This is a genomic window from Staphylococcus sp. HMSC06C11, from assembly GCF_001808345.1.
Classification (GTDB): Bacteria; Bacillota; Bacilli; order Staphylococcales; family Staphylococcaceae; genus Staphylococcus; species Staphylococcus capitis.
Genome location: NZ_KV793040.1, coordinates 126,465 through 148,515 on the forward strand (window position 1 = coordinate 126,465; position 22,051 = coordinate 148,515).

General features: G+C 34.2%; 17 protein-coding genes. 5 read left to right on the plus strand and 12 right to left on the minus strand.

The window, feature by feature from the left end:
* Positions 1–20: 20 nt before the first annotated feature.
* The 3 genes from HMPREF3154_RS06755 to HMPREF3154_RS06765 all read right to left on the minus strand — a co-directional run bounded on the left by HMPREF3154_RS06755 (position 21) and on the right by HMPREF3154_RS06765 (position 2,991).
* Positions 21–971: an L-lactate dehydrogenase gene (locus tag HMPREF3154_RS06755; protein WP_002454082.1), complete on the minus strand. Its 951-nt coding sequence runs from the start codon at positions 969–971 to the stop codon at positions 21–23.
* A 410-nt stretch (positions 972–1,381) separates the two neighbouring features.
* A complete protein-coding gene (locus HMPREF3154_RS06760) occupies positions 1,382–2,266 on the minus strand; it encodes a cidABC operon transcriptional activator CidR (protein ID WP_002432944.1) in 885 nt (294 codons plus the stop codon).
* 29 nt (positions 2,267–2,295) lie between these two features.
* Positions 2,296–2,991, minus strand: a complete 696-nt coding sequence (locus HMPREF3154_RS06765; RefSeq protein ID WP_002432493.1) for a YoaK family protein — start codon at positions 2,989–2,991, stop codon at positions 2,296–2,298.
* Positions 2,992–3,366: 375 nt separating this feature from the next.
* On the opposite strand from HMPREF3154_RS06765, the gene HMPREF3154_RS06770 reads away from it, so the two are divergent.
* Entirely contained in the window at positions 3,367–4,815 is a 1,449-nt protein-coding gene (locus tag HMPREF3154_RS06770; RefSeq protein ID WP_030059074.1) for an APC family permease, read from the plus strand.
* 104 nt (positions 4,816–4,919) lie between these two features.
* Here HMPREF3154_RS06770 and HMPREF3154_RS06775 read toward each other — a convergent pair whose 3' ends face one another.
* Positions 4,920–6,257 carry an aspartate aminotransferase family protein gene (locus HMPREF3154_RS06775; RefSeq protein ID WP_070474507.1) on the minus strand — a complete coding sequence of 446 codons (1,338 nt, stop codon included), beginning with the start codon at positions 6,255–6,257 and terminating at the stop codon, positions 4,920–4,922.
* Positions 6,258–6,539: 282 nt separating this feature from the next.
* Between HMPREF3154_RS06775 and HMPREF3154_RS06780 the strand changes: the two genes are divergently transcribed.
* Positions 6,540–6,968 carry a hypothetical protein gene (locus HMPREF3154_RS06780; RefSeq protein WP_070474510.1) on the plus strand — a complete coding sequence of 143 codons (429 nt, stop codon included), beginning with the start codon at positions 6,540–6,542 and terminating at the stop codon, positions 6,966–6,968.
* Between the two features lie 46 nt (positions 6,969–7,014).
* Here HMPREF3154_RS06780 and HMPREF3154_RS06785 read toward each other — a convergent pair whose 3' ends face one another.
* Entirely contained in the window at positions 7,015–7,911 is an 897-nt protein-coding gene (locus HMPREF3154_RS06785; RefSeq protein ID WP_070474513.1) for a hypothetical protein, read from the minus strand.
* Positions 7,912–8,250: 339 nt separating this feature from the next.
* Here HMPREF3154_RS06785 and HMPREF3154_RS06790 point away from each other — a divergent pair, with 339 nt between their 5' ends.
* The 3 genes from HMPREF3154_RS06790 (at position 8,251) to HMPREF3154_RS06800 (ending at position 11,665) form a co-directional block, all read left to right on the plus strand.
* Positions 8,251–8,838, plus strand: coding sequence for a hypothetical protein (locus HMPREF3154_RS06790; RefSeq protein ID WP_023351068.1), 588 nt, complete (start codon positions 8,251–8,253; stop codon positions 8,836–8,838).
* A gap of 218 nt (positions 8,839–9,056) precedes the next feature.
* On the plus strand, positions 9,057–10,418 hold the full coding sequence (locus tag HMPREF3154_RS06795) for an FAD-dependent oxidoreductase (RefSeq protein ID WP_030059068.1): 1,362 nt from the start codon (positions 9,057–9,059) through the stop codon (positions 10,416–10,418).
* Between the two features lie 356 nt (positions 10,419–10,774).
* The gene (locus HMPREF3154_RS06800) at positions 10,775–11,665 is read left to right on the plus strand and encodes a fructose bisphosphate aldolase (RefSeq protein ID WP_002432552.1); all 891 of its coding nucleotides are present in this window, start codon (positions 10,775–10,777) and stop codon (positions 11,663–11,665) included.
* 211 nt (positions 11,666–11,876) lie between these two features.
* On the opposite strand, the gene HMPREF3154_RS06805 is transcribed toward HMPREF3154_RS06800, so the two are convergent.
* The 7 genes from HMPREF3154_RS06805 to mbcS form a co-directional block, all read right to left on the minus strand.
* Positions 11,877–13,061, minus strand: coding sequence for an FAD-dependent oxidoreductase (locus HMPREF3154_RS06805; RefSeq protein WP_030059066.1), 1,185 nt, complete (start codon positions 13,059–13,061; stop codon positions 11,877–11,879).
* A 23-nt stretch (positions 13,062–13,084) separates the two neighbouring features.
* Positions 13,085–13,639, minus strand: a complete 555-nt coding sequence (locus HMPREF3154_RS06810; protein WP_002432898.1) for a PadR family transcriptional regulator — start codon at positions 13,637–13,639, stop codon at positions 13,085–13,087.
* A gap of 157 nt (positions 13,640–13,796) precedes the next feature.
* Entirely contained in the window at positions 13,797–14,657 is an 861-nt protein-coding gene (locus tag HMPREF3154_RS06815) for a class I SAM-dependent methyltransferase (RefSeq protein ID WP_030059064.1), read from the minus strand.
* 154 nt (positions 14,658–14,811) lie between these two features.
* Positions 14,812–16,317, minus strand: a complete 1,506-nt coding sequence (gene lqo / locus HMPREF3154_RS06820; protein WP_002432748.1) for an L-lactate dehydrogenase (quinone) — start codon at positions 16,315–16,317, stop codon at positions 14,812–14,814.
* A gap of 346 nt (positions 16,318–16,663) precedes the next feature.
* Positions 16,664–17,485: a pyruvate, water dikinase regulatory protein gene (locus HMPREF3154_RS06825; RefSeq protein ID WP_002432738.1), complete on the minus strand. Its 822-nt coding sequence runs from the start codon at positions 17,483–17,485 to the stop codon at positions 16,664–16,666.
* A gap of 1 nt (position 17,486) precedes the next feature.
* On the minus strand, positions 17,487–20,114 hold the full coding sequence (ppdK, locus tag HMPREF3154_RS06830) for a pyruvate, phosphate dikinase (RefSeq protein ID WP_037550613.1): 2,628 nt from the start codon (positions 20,112–20,114) through the stop codon (positions 17,487–17,489).
* Between the two features lie 239 nt (positions 20,115–20,353).
* The gene (gene mbcS, locus HMPREF3154_RS06835) at positions 20,354–21,940 is read right to left on the minus strand and encodes an acyl-CoA synthetase MbcS (RefSeq protein WP_030059171.1); all 1,587 of its coding nucleotides are present in this window, start codon (positions 21,938–21,940) and stop codon (positions 20,354–20,356) included.
* Positions 21,941–22,051: the final 111 nt, after the last annotated feature.

Here is a 22,051-nt window from a genome sequence, read left to right on the forward strand (position 1 = left end):
TTTTGAATTTTAAGCATGCGTTATACTAAATGTTTAATTGAGTCGTATGTTTCTTCAAGTGTTTGAACTGATTGCTTAAATAATTGTTTCTCTTTATCGCTTAAAGGTGTTTCATATATTTTAACTGCACCATTTTGGTTAATTAATGTTGGGACACCTAAGTAAACTTCTTTATGTCCATATTCCCCATTAAGTTGACTTGATACAGTTAAAACACTATTTTCGTTATTTAATAATGCTTTAGAAATTCGTAAAAGCGCTAAAGCTATACCATAATAAGTAGAACCTTTAGCTTGGATGATATCGTAAGCAGCATCTCTAGTGTTCACATATATTTCTTCAGCTTTAGCTTCACTGCCTGTTTGTTCTTTTAAAGTATCAAATACTGAGATACCTGCAACATTTGCTTGAGACCAAACTGCAAGTTCAGAGTCACCATGTTCACCGATAATGCTTGCATGTACACTTGATGGCACAACATTTAGCTCTTGGCTAATTAAATATCTAAATCTCGCACTATCAAGAACAGTACCTGAACCAATAACGCGTTCAGCTGGTAAGCCTGTGACTTCTTTAACATAGCGAGTTAAAATATCAACAGGGTTAGCTGCGATTAGGAAGAAACCATCGAAACCACTATCCATTACACTTGATACAATACTTTTCATAATTTTAGTGTTTTTCTCTACAAGTTGTAAGCGTGTTTCTCCTGGTTTTTGTGGTGCACCTGCTGTAATGACAACTAAGTCTGCATCTTTACAATCGCTGTATTCCCCAGCTTTTACTACGACTGGTGATGCACTGTAGAGTGCGCCGTGATTTAAATCTTTCACGTCTGCTTCTACTTTATCTTTCGCAATGTCAATGATGACAAATTCATCTGCAATCCCTTGAGTAACCATAGCAAATGCATAGCTAGAACCTACTGATCCATCACCAATTAATACAACTTTTTTACTAAATTTTTTCATTTTAACGACTCCTTCGCAATAAAGTGACACAATTAATGTGCTTAGTTTTATTTTTATAATATTTTCATTAAAATAACTAGAATTTTAATTGTCCTTAGTTATAAAATCACTATTTCAGTGACGAAATTGTTACAATTTGTTCAAAATGTTTTATTTAGTGACTAACTTTATTACATAATTAATTATAGTACGAAAACATGTATTAATAAAATACATAATAACGATTATAAGTATTCTTAAAAGGAATGGTTTATATATAGAAACATATAATATATCAATAGCTATGAGATCTTTTAATCGTAAATCGTGGTAAATAATATACGCGTTATGGAAACATTTTTCTTTAATTTTATATTCTCTTATAAACTAAAACGACCTCTAACAAATTAATTAGAAGTCGCGTTTAAAATTTATTTAACTGGTTGGAGTGTTGAAATAAAGTCTATCCACTGGCGTGTTACATAATTTAAATAAGCATCTTTTCTCCATATGGCACCTAAATGCCATGAGAGTTCTACATTTTCTAATTGAATGGACGTTACATTATCTCCCATTAAACGTACTAAACTTTCAGGTACAATACTAATACCTATACCTTGTTGAATCATGTTAGCAATAAAGCTAATTTGTGAGATGTTAGCGACTGTCTTAGGATAGAAACCTATACGTTTACAGTTTTCTATAATTTGATCTTTAAGATAATAATCATCGTGGAACAATACAAATTCTTCATTTTTTAATTCTGCTAGGTCTACCTTTTCCATATCCGAGAGATGATGATCGTTACTGACTACTAGTAATAACTCTTCATTGTATAAGGAAACAGAATGGAATAATGAATGGTCCACAGGCAACGTTGTTATACCTATATCTACATCGTCATTAGCAGTTAAGTTCTCTACTATTTTCCCTCCACCTTCAATGACTTCGTATGTCACATTAGGGTATAACTTGTGAAATTGATTAAGCGCATTTGTAAACATTTGAACATTCATCATGGGTGAAAGTCCTATCTTAATATGGCCCTTTTGAACATTGACTACATCGTTCATTTCTAATGATAGTTTCTCAAATAGAGCCAAAAATTCTAGACTATTGTCATAAAATGTTTGGCCAATATCTGTCAATTTAATTTGTTTCTGAGAACGATCGAATAAAGTAATATCATATTCATTCTCGATATTTTTTATAGCTTTACTAATCGTTGATTGAGCAATATATAAATGTTCTGACGCTTGTGTCATTCCCCCTTGGCGAACGACTTCTACGAAATATTTTATCTGTTTAATTTCCATTTCTTTACTCATCCTTATGCAAATTAATATTACTGAATATTACGTTCTCTGCGATAAATCAGAAAGCTATAAAATATTAAAACGCTAATTAAAATGAATGCAGCTATTAAAATTGTATAGATTCCCATATATTTTTGAAGTAACGCAGATATAATAGCCCCCACAACAAAACTTATTACTATTCTAATGTAAAGCAATGATTTACTCAATTGTACTTTGTCTTTATTTATAATAAATTCACTTAGCGCAATCACAGCTTTTTTTAAATTACCTGTTGAAAATGTGTTAGCATATCCTTCACCTTCTATTTTACCAAACGCAGTAGTAAGCATGGCCATACTAAATGCTAAAGGTGGAATAATATAGATGTTCGGTATTGATGCAGGTATAAAACCCACTGTGATGCTACTCATTGTGATTGGTAGTAAAGCGATAAGACGCCAATATCTTGTAGCTATTTTCGCATGTATTAATGAAACAAACATGACACCTATCATAAATGAGATAACTGAAATAATCTTTAACAATCCACCATCAAGGTTATGATGAGAGACTTCAGAAGCTAGAAAGATGAGGTTACCAGTTTGACCCGCTGCTAAAGTGCCTCCACGTTCTAAAAAGGTATAAGCATCTATATATCCACCAACAAATGTCAATGCAATAGCCATCTCTTTAAATTGATAAATATTTTGTGTGAGATATTTGTCTAATGAAATAGCTACCACCTCTTTTCTATTTTTTCAATCATATTTTACACCTTGCCACTATAGAATGTTAATTTATCCGTTTTATAACCCATAAATGTAAATTGTAAAATATTGGTAAAAATTTCGTTAAAAATTCTATTTTTATTTTTTGTATATCTGATATAATCAAGTTTATCATTTCGTGAAATGCTTACATTTGATTTATTCATCAAAAGAGAGATAGAAAAGCTTTAATTTTTCAGAATTTTTAGACAAAATAAGAAAATTCTATGCTATGATATAAATTATTAGAAATAGCTGGTCACTCGTGATGTTTATATAAGGACTATAACAATCTCTATAAACACCTTGACTGCTCGAAATAGATGTCTTATTAGTAAGTGGAGGTTTATTATGTCTAGTTTTTTTAACCGGATTACTCGTAAAGAGAATCCAACAATTTATCAAAATAAAGATGGACACCTTAAACGCACATTACGTGTTCGTGACTTTCTTGCGTTAGGTGTCGGTACAATTGTTTCTACATCCATTTTCACTCTACCAGGAGTTGTTGCTGCAGAGCACGCCGGTCCAGCAGTAGCTTTATCGTTCCTATTAGCAGCTATAGTGGCTGGTCTTGTAGCTTTTACATATGCTGAAATGGCATCGACTATGCCTTTCGCAGGATCAGCATATTCATGGATTAATGTATTATTTGGAGAATTCTTCGGATGGGTTGCTGGATGGGCATTACTTGCTGAGTACTTTATTGCGGTAGCCTTTGTTGCTTCCGGATTTTCAGCTAACTTAAGAGGTCTTATCGCCCCGATTGGTATCACATTACCTAACGCGTTGTCGAATACTTTCGGCAATAAAGGCGGTGTAATAGACATCATCGCTGCTGTCGTAATTATATTAACTGCGTTATTACTTTCTCGTGGTGTGACTGAAGCCGCTCGCATGGAAAATATCCTAGTTATACTTAAAGTTTTGGCAATTATCTTATTTGTCATTGTTGGTTTAACAGCAATCAACTTTAGTAACTTCGTACCATTTGTGCCTGAGCATAAAGTTACAAAATCAGGTGATTTTGGTGGATGGCAAGGTATATATGCTGGTGTATCAATGATTTTCTTAGCATATATTGGATTTGATTCAATTGCTGCAAACTCTGCAGAAGCTATTAACCCTCAAAAAACAATGCCTAGAGGGATTTTAGGTTCTCTTGCAGTAGCCATTGTACTATTTGTAGCCGTGGCATTAGTCTTAGTTGGTATGTTCCATTACTCACAATATGCAGACAATGCTGAACCAGTAGGTTGGGCTCTACGTAAAAGTGGCCATGGAATTATAGCGGCAGTGGTTCAAGCGATTTCAGTTATCGGTATGTTCACTGCTTTAATCGGTATGATGTTAGCCGGATCACGATTATTGTATTCATTTGGTCGCGACGGATTACTACCTTCATGGTTAAGTCAATTAAATCATAAGCACTTACCAAACAGAGCTTTACTTATTTTAACAATTATTGGTGTGGTAATAGGTTCAATGTTCCCATTCAACTTTTTAGCACAATTAATTTCTGCAGGTACACTCGTAGCATTTATGTTTGTATCACTGGCAATGTATCGCTTAAGAAAACGTGAAGGTAAGGATTTACCAAAACCAGATTTCAAATTACCATTATATCCAGTATTACCAGCTATTACATTTGTACTCGTATTACTTGTATTCTGGGGACTAAGCTTTGAAGCTAAATTATATACTTTAATATGGTTCGTTGTAGGTATTGTTATTTACTTACTTTATGGACTGAAACACTCTAAGAAAAATGATGAAGAAGAATATCACGCACCGAAATAATAAATACTAAGTGGCACAAGTGTTGTTTTTACAGCACTTGTGCCTTTTTTTATAAAAAAAAGATCCTCATTTAGTTTTAATAAAATGAGAATCTTTTTGATTCATTACCATCCTTGACCGGTAATTTCATACTGATCTAAGTTACCTTTTTCCAATGCTTTAAGTGCATTCTCAATGGTATCGAGTGCTGTATCAAGTTGTTCATAAGTAATTACTAGTGGTGGTTGAAATCTCAATACATTTCCTGCGACTGCAATGATTACAACTCCATGCTCAAAGCAATAATTACAAATTTTCAATGCTGCTTCTGAATCTCGTGTCTTAATTTCCTTATCAGACACAATATCTATACCTATTGATAATCCAACACCTCGTACATCTCCTACACTCTCAAACTGTGTCATCCATTGATTCATTCGCTGGCGTACGTAGTTCCCCTTTTCAGTGGCAGCGGTTAATAAATCTTCCTCTTCTATCATTTCTAATGTAGCTAATGCCGCTTCACAACTAACAGGGTTGGCACCTGTAGTAAATAAATGCGCTGGCGCTTCAAGGTTTTCCATAATTTCTTTACGACCTACCAAAGCTGACATTGGTAAACCTCCAGCTAGAGACTTTCCAAAAGTAATTAAATCAGGAGTAAAGTTAAAATGATCCACAGAACTCCATCTACCTGTACGTCCTAATCCTTGTTGAATATCGTCAACTGCAATTAAAATACCATGCTGGTGACATAAATCTTGTAGGGCTTCAAAATAACCTGATACAGGTTCAAGTAAGCCTCCATCACCTTGTATTGTCTCTACTACAATGCATGCGACCTCTTCTGCTGGAACGTATTTCGCAAACATTTCTTTGAGAGGCGCAAGATATTCTTCCACTGTATTAGATGTTGATTGTTCAAACATCCCTCTATATTTGTCTGGAAATGGAATATGATAAAAACCATTAAGTAATGGTCCATAGTGTTTTCGCATATTTAAGCTAATAGCTGACATCGATAAAGCGCCAAACGTTGAACCGTGGTATGCGTTTGTGAAACTAATCATATAGGGACGTCCGGTATAGGCACGAGCAAACTTAATAATACCGTCATTAGCATCAGATCCAGTTAAACCAAACGTTACTCTTTTTTCAAAATCTCCAGGAGCTATTTCACAAATCTTCTTTGATAAACGTACAAGTGGTTCATGATACATATATGCTGGCGTATAATGAACAAATTTTTCTGCTTGTTTTTTAATAGCATCTGTGACTTTCTTAGGTGCATGCCCCACATTTTGCGAACTTGCACTTGATAATAAATCTATATATTCCTTTCCATCTACATCTACTAGCGTCGCACCATAGCCATAATCAATAGCTAAAGGATAATATTTAATACGTCCTGACTTAGCGAAATACTTTTCATCTTCATTAATTAAATTTTTTGCTTTACTCATGATAAATTCACCTTCCCTAGGCTTTATCATCCATTTCTTATACTGTATTATTCCTTCTCATAACGCTTTTGAGTCACTTTTTATCAGTCTTAAAATGAATTCCCAGTAATATGATAGTACTCAATATACTAATAATTTTCTGATTTGTAAATATTTTCTGAATTATTAAAATATTGTTTGGGTTTATTAATTTAAAAATGAATTCAACCACTCAAATAGAAATGTCTAAATTGTTTAATTATGGGAATAATAAAAAGTAAAATTATTATGGAGGATAAATTTATGTGGCTTAGATATGGTTATCATTTATTAAGTGCAATTGTCATCAGCGCTATATTATTAATCACTACTATTGTGATGGACGTTCTATTTCAAAAGACGCATTTAACCCAGCTATTACTTAATATTGATTTCTTAATTGACCCGAAGAAAGTGCCTACAATTGTTGAAGGGTTGATTCATTTAAGTATAGGTATCGTAATCTATATCGTTTTTTTAATTATTTATCATTACTCCAAGCCCCTATATCACTTAGCATTTGTTCCTTTAACGATTATTTTTATAGTCATGTACCCATTTTTAATTGCGATTGCCCAACGTTCATTGTTTAAATTCAGTTGGAATGCATATGCATTGTGGATGGAAGCTCATATCTTATTCATGATTCTCATGGCTATCAGTATACCTACGATTGCTAAGAAACACTTATAATTAAAAGGCCCAGAAGCTATTTGTTCTGGACCTTTCTTACTATTTATTATTCCTCATCACCATGTTTATCATACTTAGTAACAATGCCATCTTGATCTATAATGTAAGAGCCTGCGAGTTCCCCATCTTTATCTGTAAATGAGAATCCCCAATTGCCATCACTGTCTTCTTCAGGCTCTTTGTAAGTATATGTGTCAGTATCTAATTTGTGTCCTTCATAATCTTCCACCAAATCGATTACATTACTTCGTGTCACTGTAGTACTATCTGAACTATTATCATCATCTGAATCTGAACTTGATTGAGTATCGATTGGATCTCCATAACTTGCAGGTTCTGATGACATTAATGCACTTATTTTATTAATTTCACTATCACTTGCGTCATATAATTTTACAGTTGAAGCTTTGTCTAGTACACGTTGTGATTCTTTCTTGCCATATTCATCACCGTAAATCGGACCGTTAAATTGTGATGGCACGGGATAAATCGTTATCGTACCGTCTCCATTATTTTTATAATAGACTGACCCAGCAGCATGAACGCTTGCAGTCAAAATTTCAGTTCCTTCTGGAAATTTTACAGAAACATCAGGTAAATAAGGATCAATTAATTTACCTGAAACATCCCCATGTTTAATATCTAAATCGTCAAATTTTATATCACTGTTTCCCCTATAGCTTTCTAATGCCGTTAACCATACTTTCGCATAATAAGTATTTGAATGCGTATTCTCCTGATTAGCGTCCTCTTGACTCTTGTCATTAGAACTTTGACTTGATGCATGATTTGAATTATTATTTTTAGAATTTTTATTACTTTTAGATGACTGAGATTTATCGTCTGAAAGATTTGAACTTCCTTTATTGTCATTACTTTGCCCCGTACTACAACTTGCTAATAATAAAGATGTCACTAGACATGCACTCACCATTTTTTTCATACCTATTAATCCCCTTTTTTCTGAAAATGAATAGCTTGATGCTTAATACATATAAACTACTATATAAATTAATTATATAGTGTATGTAAACTAAAGTGTATAGTTATTTTAAAATTACATATCACATGTTGATTGCACTCTATCGAAGACATTTTATGAATAAATTGATAAGTAAATATGAACAAATCGTGAGGATATATTAACTTCTTTAACTTATCTTAAAGTTTCAATAATGTTTCTTTTAAACCGGTATGATTATTTTATTCAGGTGGTACACTAAAAGCGTAGAAAACATTATTTCAAATTCTAAATTCTCAAATTCGAAATGGGGTTATCATTGTGAACAAGGTTTCTCTTATTGCAACAACTGTAATAACTGGGGCAGTATTATTTACGACTGCAAATGTTTCTGAAGCAAAAGCGGATGAAGTAACTGCAAATAATGCAAAAGACGTAGCACAACAAGCTATGAAAAACAGCGGTGGCAATCCCAACTTACAGAATTTCAATGCCGTAAAAGATAAAGGGGACTACTACGAAATCGGTATTAATAATAAATCTGGTGCAGGTGTGGGTACTTATAAAGTTTATAAAGATGGTGAGGTTCAATATAAAAGTGGAAACTTTGGTAATTATAGCACTTTGAATAGCGAAGATTGTTATACTGGCCAAGATATCACAACAAAACCTTATAAAGAACCTAAACACGTGGCCAAAAAAGAAGTAGCCGTTGATTCTACTAGAGAACTTAATTCATTCTATGTAGGAGACGTAAAATCTTCTGATTTACCAAAGCATTCTAAATCTTCACTTCCTGAAACAGGTCATAATGACACACATGTAGGGATGGATTTAATCGCTGGTACGTCACTTCTAGCAGGCGGATTATTAATTGGCGGACGCAAACGTAGAGAAAAAACTTCATAATCTAATAAATTTAAATTTTATTGATAGAGGGTCATATGATAGTGTTTCATCACTATGGTATGGCCCTTTTTTGACGATTTTTTGAAATCCAACATTATAGCAATGATAAATTGAATAATCGATAATTAAAACGGAAATAATAATAATGTAAACATTAATTCTAATAATGCTTACGCATTTTACTATAGATTAACAAAGTCTTAAGGAGGAATTTAATCATGAAATATGTAGTCGTTGGTACATCACATGCTGGTTATGAAGTGATTGAAACACTTTTAAAAGAAGATTCAAATGCTGAAATTCATGTATTTGAAAGTGGAGATAAACCTTCATTCTTATCTTGTGGTATTCAAAGCTATTTAGAAGATGTTTCACCGTCATTAGATTCATTACACTATGCTTCTAAAGCTTCTTATAAAGAACAAGGAGTTAACATCCATGTAAACAGTACTGTTACTGACTTAAATACAGATAAAAAAATGATAACTGTAGAACAAAATGGACAATCTAATGAAGTAACGTATGACAAATTGTTCTTAAGTCCTGGCGGTAAACCAGTTACTCCTCCAATTGACGGCATTGATCAGTATAATAACGTACTATTTATGCGTGGTCGTGAATGGGCAGATCAAATTAAGCAACGCATGCCTCAAGCTAAAAAAGCGGTTGTCGTAGGTGGTGGCTATATTGGTATCGAAGCTGCCGAAGCCTTCGCTAAAGCAGGTATTGAAACAACGATAGTTGACATTGCAGATAGAATTTTAAATACGTATTTAGATCAAGAATTCACTGACATTTTACAACAAAATTCAGAAAAACATGGTCTTTACTTCAAAGGCGGTGAAACCGTTCAATCATTAACTGGTGATGACAATGGAAACGTAACAAAAGTTGTAACCGATAAAAATGAATATGAAGCAGATACTGTTTTATTCGCAGTCGGTGTTACACCTGCAACTGAATGGTTAGATGGCAAAATTGAATTAGGCGAAAAAGGTATTATCAATATTGACCATCAACAACAAACTTCTGCTAAAGATGTATATGCCGGTGGCGACGCAACACTTGTACCATTCGCTCCAGTTGAAGAAGATCGTTACATTGCTTTAGCGACAAACTCTCGTCGTCAAGGTGTCGTAGCAGCAAAAAATATGACTGGTAAAAATATGACTATGCCAAGAGTATCCGGAACATCTGGATTGCAATTATTTGATTATAAATTTGGACAAACTGGTGTACACGGTACAGAAGCTGATAGTTATGATGGCAATTTAGGTCAAAAATATGTTGAAGAACTGATCCATCCAAAATTCATGCAAGACGAAACTACAATTCACATGAAAATCATTTACGATGAAGATAGTCATCAAATTTTAGGTGGACAAGTCATGTCTACAGAAGATGTTACAGCTTCTATCAATACAATTTCTATGGCGATATCAGCAGGATATACACTAGAACAATTAGCCGTACAAGATTTCTTCTTCCAACCTGACTACGATCGCCCATGGAATTACCTCAACGTGCTTGCTCAACAAGCGCTTGGTGATACGTTCGGTAGTGACAAAATGCTATTCTAAACTGATTTAGGTTGCATATATCAATACTCAGTGTGAAAAGTACACAAAACTTTTGCACTGAGTTTTTTATATTCATGGTATAGGTTTCTTAAAGTTTCAGAGCGATGTAAGGAATATTCTTAAAAACATTTGAGCTATATGAAGACCTTATGTACCCTATGAAATTTTCACTTCAACTTGATAAGAAATAAGCCTTATACTTTTACATTGTCAGCAATATAATTCTAATTTACGTCAAATTTATGACTTAATACAATATTCAGAATACTTTTACACATTTTTCGAGTTGAAAAGCTTGAGATAAAAAATATTTTTTATCATACTATAAATGAAAGTTAAGTTAAGGAGTGGAAAGTATGAATAAAGAACAATTAGAAAAAATGACTAATGGCAAAGGATTTATCGCAGCATTAGACCAAAGTGGCGGTAGTACTCCTAAAGCGCTTAAAGAATATGGCATTAATGAAGACCAATATAGCAATGAAGATGAGATGTTCCAACTTGTACATGATATGCGTACTCGCGTAGTAACTTCACCATCATTTTCACCTGATAAAATCTTAGGTGCAATTCTATTCGAACAAACAATGGATCGTGAAGTAGAAGGTAAATATACTGGTGATTACTTAGCTGACAAAGGTATTGTACCTTTCTTAAAAGTCGATAAAGGTTTAGCTGAACAACAAAATGGTGTTCAATTAATGAAACCTATCAATGACTTAGACGAAACATTAGACCGTGCAAATGAACGTCATATCTTTGGTACTAAAATGCGTTCTAATATCTTAGAATTAAATGAACAAGGTATCAAAGACGTTGTTGAACAACAATTCGAATTTGCTAAAAAAATCATTGCTAAAGGGTTAGTACCAATCATCGAACCAGAAGTAAACATTAATGCAAAAGACAAAGCTGAAATTGAAAAAGTATTAAAAGCTGAAATCAAAAAAGGCTTAGACGCATTAAATGATGATCAATTAGTAATGTTAAAATTAACTATTCCTACTGAAGCTAACTTATACAAAGAATTAGCTGACCATCCTAACGTTGTACGTGTCGTTGTATTATCTGGCGGTTATAGCAGAGACGAAGCTAACAAATTATTAAAAGACAACGATGAATTAATCGCAAGCTTCTCACGTGCATTAGCAAGCGACTTACGCGCTAGCCAATCTCAAGAAGAATTCGATAAAGCGTTAGGCGACGCAGTAGATTCAATCTATGACGCATCAGTAAATAAAAATTAAGGTGCGGAAGTGAGCGCTTAGGTTTTGAGCAGAACCGAAAAGCGAGCAAAACTGTTCTTTAGTTTTGACGAGAGTTTGAGAGTTTCTGCCGAAAAACCTGCTCACTGAAGCCCGTCTATCATTCCGGTTATGCAACATTATCTTGCTTAACCTAATATAAAATGCCGTGTGGTAATCTATTTGACCACACGGCATTTCTTTATACTTTTTATTATTTATTATCTAATTTTTGTGCTTGATGCTCTTCAAACAATTCACCAATGTGATTAAAGAAATCGCCAAATTTTTGAGCAGCGTCATCACCAAACATTTCTTCTAAATTAGCTTGAGACTCACTTGCACTCTGTTCTGAAGCTTCATACATAGATGCTTCATATTCTTTCAACGCATCTTGTAAATTATTATTCTCTTTAAGTGCTTTCGCTAATAAATATGCATCGTAGAATGCCATATTAACACCCTCGCCTGCAAATGGACTCATTAAATGCGCTGCATCTCCGATTAAAGTGAGATTAGATTGATTCTCCCACTTAAACCCTATAGGCAATTTGTAAATTCGACGTAAGAGTACATCATCACCAGCATATTCAATATATTTTTTTAAATCTTCGTCCCAGTCCGAGAAATCTTGTAACAACTGTTCTTTAATTTCTGACTTACTCATTCCTTTAAATTTTTCAAATTCCTCATAATCCATTTGATAAGACATATATACTTTAATTCTTCCATTGCCATTCACTTGACCAAGAATTGCTTTATGGTCACCAAATGCCATCATTTTCCCATTTTTATTAAACGCTGCTAAATCAGGATATTGATTGTATGCATCTTCTACATTTAGTTCAACCATTGAAATACCATTATATTCTACGTCCACATTTGCTAAATAAGGTCTCACTTTTGAAAATGCTCCATCAGCCCCAACTACAAAGTCAAACTCAGCTGTATCTCCCTCAACAAATGAGACTTCAACTTGTCCATTGTCTAAGCGACGAAGTGATTCGAACGCTTTACCATATATTACTGTGCCTTCACTTAATTGTTCACTGATGATATCACATAGTTCACCACGATCAATTTCTGGACGTCCTCCCTCAACTTCAGGATCGGCTGTTTCTTCATAATAAACCTTACCATTTTTATCTAAAACGCGAGTATCTTCACCCTCAAAACGAGCAAGCTCTCTAAATCGATCAATAATACCTGTTTCTTTTAATGGTAACTGGCCACTCTCCTCATGAATATCTAAGGAACCTCCACGGTCTCGATTTACATCTAACCCAGCTTTCTCAAAAATTGACACTTCAAATCCTTGTTGTTGCAAAAGAAGTCCTAGCATTAATCCACCAGGTCCTCCTCCAATAATACCTACGCTTTTAACATCTTTTATATTCATTTGAACTCCCCCACTATCTATTTTTATTTAGAAAATTGTTCCAAACGTGCTTTTGTTTCTTCTACAAATTGGTCAAACTCTTTTTTCAATTCTTCATCTTGTAGTGCTTGCTGACTCGCTTTCATAAATCCTTGGAACACCTCATGTAATTGTTCTCTTGATGCTTTTAATTGCTCAAAGTCTATATTTTGAAACTGTTCCATTCGTTGTGTAAATTCATCATTATTAATATTCTCCTCTAAGAACTTCTCACCTTCTTCAGTGATTGAGTACACTTTCTTTTTACCATCTTTAGAGATTGATACAAATTCTCTATCTTCTAACATTTGTAAGATAGGATAAACAGATCCAGGACTAGGTGAATAGAAGCCTTTAAAACGTTCTTCTAAATCTTTAATAATTTGATATCCATGACGTGATTCTTCCTTCAACATTTTAAGAATGACAAATTGTAAATTGCCTTTCTTGAAAAAGCGGTCACGACCGCCGCCTCTCGGACCACCAAATCCTCTGCCAAAATCAAATCCTTCAAATCGCTCCATTCTTTGTCTTATCATTTCAGGTCTTCTTCTGAACATTTAAATCACCTTTCTTTATTTGTTATTTCGATATATCAATATCCTAAGCGATATATCGAAATATGTCAACGATATATCGTAATAATTTTTCGAAAAATAAATACCATTTTAACAAATACTGTTAAAACGGCATTTAGAAGTCGTACCTTCAATACATTTAGTCTTGTAATGTGATAAGTACTTTCCCAAACTTACCACCTGTAACTACGGGTACATGATCGCCATATTTATCTCGTAAATATTGTTCAATACTCTCTTTTTGTTGCGCATTCATTTCAATTTCCACTTCTTTTAACCAAGAACGTAATTGACGCATGACTTCATCTACACTTTTTTCAGCATGTTGTGTATGACGCTCAATTAAGGTTTCATACGTATAGTTATTGCAATAAAGTAGCTGCAATAAATAATATAAATCAGCAGTCATCGGCGAAGGTTCTAATTCAAGAAAAGCAACGACCTCATCCACGATTGAGTTTTCTTTAGGTCCTGCTATTAAGCTGACATAAACATATTGATGAGCTATATCTATAGCTTTTTCCACGGCTTCCCATGTTGTTACTGCAGGACACATTGATGCAAAGACTAAATCGAATTTTTTAATCTCTGTCGTTTCAATATTTTCAAATGATTCATTAATTGTTTCAATCTCTACACCATAATGTTGCGCATTATCTTTTAACATACCGTGCAATATGGATGAGGGTTCAAGACTAGTAACTTTAGCGCTTTCTTTTGAGAACGGTATACTAAACACTCCTGAAGCAGCACCAACATCCAGTATACTTAGGTTTTCAAATCCTCCTGTTTGATTCTGAATCCATGACATAATTCGTTTTACTCTTTTTTGACTCTCTTCAGTAAAAGAATTTTTATTAAAATTTTCAGCCCATTTTTCAAAGCCTGGAGCATCAGGTTGACCTAAACCTGCACGTTTCATTCTTTTATCTTGTGTATTAGGATCATTGTCCCAAGCCTCTTTCCAAAACTGTTGATCAAAGATATTTTCATTTGTCATATCATCAAACTCCTTCGACTCTAACTTTGACTCCATTGTATCTCTTACCTTTATTTATTAAAATTAATTAATATTCTAGGCATGAGGTGAAATATTTGTATATAAAAAAGACGTGTGAGACATCTTTACATCTCACACGTTAAAAATATCTATTCTATTTTTTAGCTTTATCATAATAACCTAGTTCTAGGTCTTTTGAAGTTTGTTTACGGATTTTTCTCATTAATTGTTCATCATTAATTAATGATTCTCCATAAGAAGGAATCATTTCTTTAATTTTCGGTTTCCAATCAGAAGTATATTCAGGGAAATTACGTTCTAATACTTCTAATGCAACTGAAACTGAAGTAGAAGCTCCTGGTGATTCACCTAATAAAGCGATAACTGAATGATCTTCAGAGTTCACAACTTCAGTACCGAATTGAATGAAGCCTTTACCATTCTCTTCAGTATCTTTAATAACTTGTACACGCTTACCTGCTGTGTATAATTGCCAATCTTCATCACGTGCTTCAGGATAGAATGTACGTAAGTGATTCATGCAACCTTCTTTAGTCATAATCACTTGATCAATTGAATATTTAATTAATGGCACATTCTTAATTGCTGCAGCTAATAATGTTGAGATGTTATATGGCTTAACAGATCTGAATAAATCAAGGTTAGAACCAAATTTAAGGAATTTTGGTCCAATATTCGCGAATGGTCCAAATAATAATGTTCTTTCACCATCGATATAACGCGTATCTAAGTGAGGAACTGTCATAGGTGGTGTGCCAGGTGGTTCTTTACCGTATACTTTGGCATCGTGTTGTTCAATAACTTGAGGGTTAGTACAAGCAATAAACTGACCACTAATTGGGAATCCACCTAAGTGTTTACTTTCTGGAATGCCAGTTTTTTGTAGAAGTGGAATCGCTCCACCGCCGGCACCAATAAATACATAATCTGTTTGATGTTCAAATACATCACCAGTATTACGGTTTTTAATTTTAACTAACCATTTACCATTAGATAAACGTTCAAAGTCTACAACTTCATGATTGTATTGTACTTCAACGTTTGAAGAGTCATGAAGGTTTTTAGCCATTTTACGAGTAAGAGCACCGTAGTTAACGTCTGTACCTTCATCAATTTTACTAGCCGCCATAACGCCACCGTTATTTTCACGACCTTCCATCATTAACGGAATCCATTTTTTCATTTCTTCAAAGTCTTCTGTATATTCGATATTATCGAACATTGGGAAGTTTTTCATTGCTTCATAACGATCTTTTAAGAATTTCACGTTATTTTTACCACGTACGAAACTAATGTGTGGTAATGGATGAATAAACTCTCTAGGATTTTCAATTTGTCCACTTTTTACTAAGTGACCCCAGAATTGTTTAGAAATCTCAAATTGTTCGTTGATTTCTTTTGCTTTTTCGATATCAATTGAACCATCTGGTTGTTGAACTGTATAGTTCAATTCACATAACGCAGCGTGTCCTGTACCCGCATTGTTTCGTTCATTTGAACTTTCAATACCGGGACGATCTAGACGTTCATATAAATGGATATCCCATTCAGGTTCGATGCTTTTTAACATTGAACCGAATGTTGTACTAAGTACACCGGCACCAATTAATACAACGTCTTTTTTCTCAGACTTTGCCATGTTGTTCACCTCTCAAATAATTTAAAATATATTACACCAGTACATTAGAGTTGTTCTTTTATTAAATCCCAATTCACAACTCCAAAAATTAAAGAGCATCTTAAACTCTTTACTAGTTACTACACTTCTATGTTAAAGCAACAATAAGGAAATGTAAATTATTCTAACTAAGATTATTCAATTGTTTAATAATAATTTTTTTATACTAAAATATATTAATTACAAAATATTTTTTCTCTTTTAATCCGACTACAATATTGCTCTTAATGCACACCCACATCAACATGAAATAACAGCACAAAGTTAAAGTTTTCTACTTCAACCTCGTACTGTTAAAATAAGCAATTTAACGTTGCATTAAAAACTTTTCTATATAAAATGCAGATTCTTCAATAGATTTATACTCAGTATTGATGACTGTAGCATTCAATTTTTTGAAAACTTCTTCTGCATAAGAGAGTTCTTTCTTAATTCGTTCCAAACTATTATATGTAGACTCAGCAGATAACCCTAACGTTTCAGCACGATTGCGACGAATGTTTGCAATATAGTTCGGACTTGCAGTTAAGCCAAACACTTTTAGTCCCTTTTGTTGAAATACATTGTCTGGAATGGCAACTTCCGGTACTAAAGGGATGTTTGCTATTTTATAACCTTTGTTGGCTAAATACATGCTTAATGGTGTTTTAGACGTACGTGAAACTCCTACAATTAACGCATCCGCTTCACCAATATCTGTAAAATGTTTACCATCATCATATTTGACTGAGTATTCAATAGCTTCAATACGTTTGAAATATTCATCATTAAGTTTACGTAATGCGCCACTTTCCATTAAAGGTTTAGCATCTGTATGCGTTTCAATTATTCGAATTAACTCTGACATATAATCGACGTATGGAATATCATGTTCTTTCGCAAACTGATGACCTAAAGCATTAAATGATTCGCTCACTAATGTTGTCGCTACAATTGCATTTTGTTCTCGAGCAAGTTGAAGCACATTAAGAAATTCTTGTTCATCTTTAATGTACGGAAATTTCTTAATCTCAACTTGGGTCAAATCTGGGAATTGGGTTAATGTAGCATGAATCATACGTTGTGCCGTTTCCCCAATTGAATCCGAAACAATAAATAACTTTAAAACTTGATCGTTCTTCTCTTCCACCTTATCGCTCGCTTTCCTCCGCCTGACTTTGAGCAGTAGCTAATATCGCACCAGGTACTCTGAATGGCGAACATGATACATAGTCAATAGACCATTGATTAAATTGATGAATTGATTTAGCATCACCACCAAGTTCACCACATACGCCTATCTTGATCTCTGGTTTTATTTGCTTAGCTTGTTCAACCGCGTATTGAATCAATTGTCCCACACCATCTTTATCTAATGTTTGGAATGGATCAATCTGTAAAATGTTACTTTCAGTATACACGTTTATAAATTTCCCTGCATCATCTCTTGAAAAACCATAAGTTAATTGTGTTAAATCATTTGTACCGAAACTAAAGAAATCACAATGTTGTGCGAGTTGTTGCGCAATTAAACATGCTCTCGGTGTTTCGATCATTGTACCAATAAGATAATTCACATTTGTTTTTGCGTCATTTTCCAATTGAGTAATTGTTTCTGCTAAACGGCCTTTTAGAGTAATAAACTCTTCAACAGTTGAAACAAGTGGAATCATAATTTCAGGATGACACTCTATGCCCTCTTTCTTAAGTTTCAATACACTTTCAATAATCGCCTCTACTTGCATTTCGTATAACTCAGGATAAGTTATAGCTAAGCGACAACCACGGTGACCTAACATAGGATTAACTTCGTTGAGTTCAGCGATACGCTTACGTAATACATCTTTAGGAATATCAAGTTGTTCGGCAACGCTTGCGATGTCTTCATCTGAGCTTGGCAAAAATTCATGTAATGGTGGATCTAATAAGCGCACAATTGTAGGTCGGTCTTGAGAAAGTCTAAATATAGCTTCAAAATCCTCTACTTGATACGTTCTAATCTTCTCTAATGCACCAATACGTGCTTCATGGTCTGAAGCTAAAATAAATCGGCGCATCTCTATTAAACGCTCAGCTCCAAAGAACATATGCTCTGTTCTTACAAGTCCAATCCCTTTAGCACCAAAATTATATCCTGCTTTAATATCTTGAGGTGTTTCGGCATTCATTCTGACTTGTAAGCGCGCAGTTTCTTCAGACCATTCCATAAATTGTTCAAATGCTTCACTGTGTTCTGCATTGACCGTTTCAATCTCACCTACATATAAATCTCCTGTGGAACCATCTACCGAAACCACATCACCTTCATTCAATTCGCCATCTGAATAATAAACCGTTTTATTTAGAGTATCGATTTCAACATCTGAACAACCTGTAACACAACATTTACCCATCCCTCTTGCCACAACTGCTGCATGAGATGTCATACCTCCATGAGTTGTAACGATAGCTTCACTAGCAATCATACCTTCAATATCTTCTGGGGACGTTTCCGGACGCATCAGAACTACACGATGACCTTTTTCAGCTTGTTCTTTCGCATCTTCAGCTGAGAAGACGACTTGGCCTGTTGCTGCACCTGGACTTGCAGGTAACCCTAATTTCGAAATAACAGTTGCTTGCTCTAAGGCTTCTTCCTTAAAATTAGGATGCAATAATTGATCGATTGATTTTACATCCACATTCGCTACTGCCTCTTTGCGAGTGATTAAACCTTCATTAACCATATCCACAGCAATTTCAATGGCAGCTCTTGCCGTACGTTTCCCATTACGTGTTTGAAGTAAATAAAGCTTGCCGTTTTCAATCGTAAATTCGATATCTTGCATGTCTTTATAGTGTGTTTCAAGTTGCTTTGTCACTTCAACAAATTCTTGATGAACCTCTGGCATTTGCGCCTTTAATGTATCAATATCTTGTGGTGTTCTAATTCCTGCTACAACGTCTTCACCTTGCGCATTAAGTAAGTACTCTCCAAATAATTGGTTATCACCAGTAACTGGGTTTCTGGTAAACGCAACACCTGTACCACTCTGTTCTCCACTATTACCAAATACCATTTCTTGCACATTGACTGCAGTTCCAATATCATGCGGAATATCATTTAATTCTCTATATACACGCGCTCGATCGTTATCCCAAGATTTGAATACCGCTTCAATCGCTTCCTCTAATTGCTTTAATGGTTCTTGAGGAAATGGCTTATATACCTCTTCTCGGTAAATCTCTTTAAACCTTTCACATATCGTTTGCAAGCCGTCAGCAGGTATATCCGCATCGTTCTTGTAATTATGTTTATTTTTGAAATCATCAAAATATGTATCAAATGCCATCATAGGGATACCATAAACGACTTCACCAAACATTTGTAATAAACGTCGATAACAGTCATAGGCGAAGCGTGCATCATTTGTTTTATCAGCAAGTTTCTTCACGTTGTCATCGTTCAAACCTAAATTAAGGATAGTATCCATCATTCCAGGCATAGAAATTTTTGCGCCACTACGCACTGAAACTAATAATAAATCTTCGTCAGAGGAGAATGATTTTCCTGTTCTTTCTGAAAAGGACGTTAAGTGATGTATCAATTGTGTTTTAACTTCTGTTGGCAATTGTTCATTTTGTTTTAAGTAATCAATACATGCCTCGGTTGTAATTGTAAATCCATCAGGTACCGGTAAACCTAAACGTTTCATCTCAGACAGGTTAGCACCTTTCCCACCTAATAAATCTTTCATTGAAATGCGTCCTTCGTCAAATGCATAAATATATTGTGTCATCATAGACCACCTCTTCTTTTAATATGTCATACTAATCATTTTTTAGTATGTCATATTAAAAGAATAATTACAACTATTTTTATGAAAAGGATTTCATAAATATTACGATTACGTGAATAAAAGCCTTTAAAACAACATTAGTGAAAATATAAATATGTTATACACAAAAAACTGTCGACTCAGTTTAATACTGAATCGACAGTTTAATACATAATTATAACTTTATAGTACGAATTAAATTAATCTTGGTTATTGTATTTTGCAATTTCCGCATCACGCAGTTCGACACGGCGAATTTTACCAGAATTTGTTTTTGGTAAATCATCGACAAATTCTATTGCTCTAGGATATTTGTAAGGGGCCACTTCATTTTTACAGAATGTCTGAAGTTCTTTAACTAGTTCATCATTGCCTTCATAGTTATTTTGTAAAATGATAAAGGCTTTAACAATATTACCACGAATCTCGTGAGGACTAGCAACCACTGCACATTCCTTAACAGCAGGATGATTCGTCAATGCGTCCTCTACTTCAAATGGACCGATTGTATAGCCAGAGCTGATAATAATATCATCACGACGTCCTTCAAACCAGAAATAGCCATCTTCATCTTTATGCGCTAAATCTCCTGTGACATAATAATCACCTGCTGAAGCCGCTTTCGTACGTTCCTCATCTTTATAATATCCTTTAAATAATGCAGGCAAATCTAATGGCACAGCGATATTACCTTTAGTTTGAGGTGGAACTTCATTACCATCATCATCAATAATTGTGACAAAACTACCTGGAATGCCTTTACCCATAGACCCCGTACGTGGTTCTGTATCTTTAAGAAAACCGATAAGCAATGTACTTTCAGTCTGACCATAACCATCTCTTACTGTAAGATTAAAGTTGTTCTTAAATTGCTCTACAACTTCACGATTAAGTGGCTCGCCTGCTGAAACCGCACTGTGTAGATGTTCTAAATGATAGTCATTTAGATTACTTAATTTTGCCATCATACGATATTCAGTCGGCGTACAACATAATACATTAATTTGATAATCTTGTAATAATTCAAGATACGTTTCTGGTTGGAAACGTCCATTATATACAAAGGCTGTTGCGCCAGTTCCTAGTATTGATAAGAACGGACTCCATACCCACTTTTGCCAACCTGGAGCAGCCGTTGCCCACACAAGATCATCTTCTTTGATACATAGCCAATGTTTCGGTGCCATTTGTAAGTGCGCATATCCCCAGCCGTGAGAATGTGTAACAGCTTTAGGATTACCAGTAGTTCCCGAAGTATATGAAAGAATTGCTAAATCATCACGTGTCGTTTCAGCACTTTCAAGTTCATTACTTTCGTTAGCTTTTTCATCTTCAATAGAAATCCAACCATCTTGATGACCAGCAATAATGAATTTAGTAAGTTCCTCGTATTCTTTAACGCCTTCAAATTCTTTAGTTAATGTGTGAAATGCAATCACTGCATCAATTTCACCATGTGTAATTCGATATTGTAAATCTTTTGTACGTAACATTTCTGAGCTTGGTATAATTGCGATACCCAATTTTAACGCAGCGATGTATAATTCGTATGTGGCGATAGCGCGTGGCATCATGATTAATACTTTGTCACCTTTTTTAAGACCATGTTTTAAAAAGACATTCCCTACTTTATTTGCATTTTGCAATAGCTCTTCATAACTTACTGAAATATTATCATGTTCGTTATCTTTATAAATAATCGCTTTTTTAGATGAATCTGAAGCGTATTTTTCAATTTCAGAAATAATATTATATTTCTCTGGAGCAAGTAAATCTGATTTGTTCATAACTGTACTTCCTTTCAATTCACATTCATACTCATACTATCAGAACTTAAAGTCCATTCAAATGGATTAAACTTATATTATAGTAATTTTCTGAATTTTTAGTATTATTGG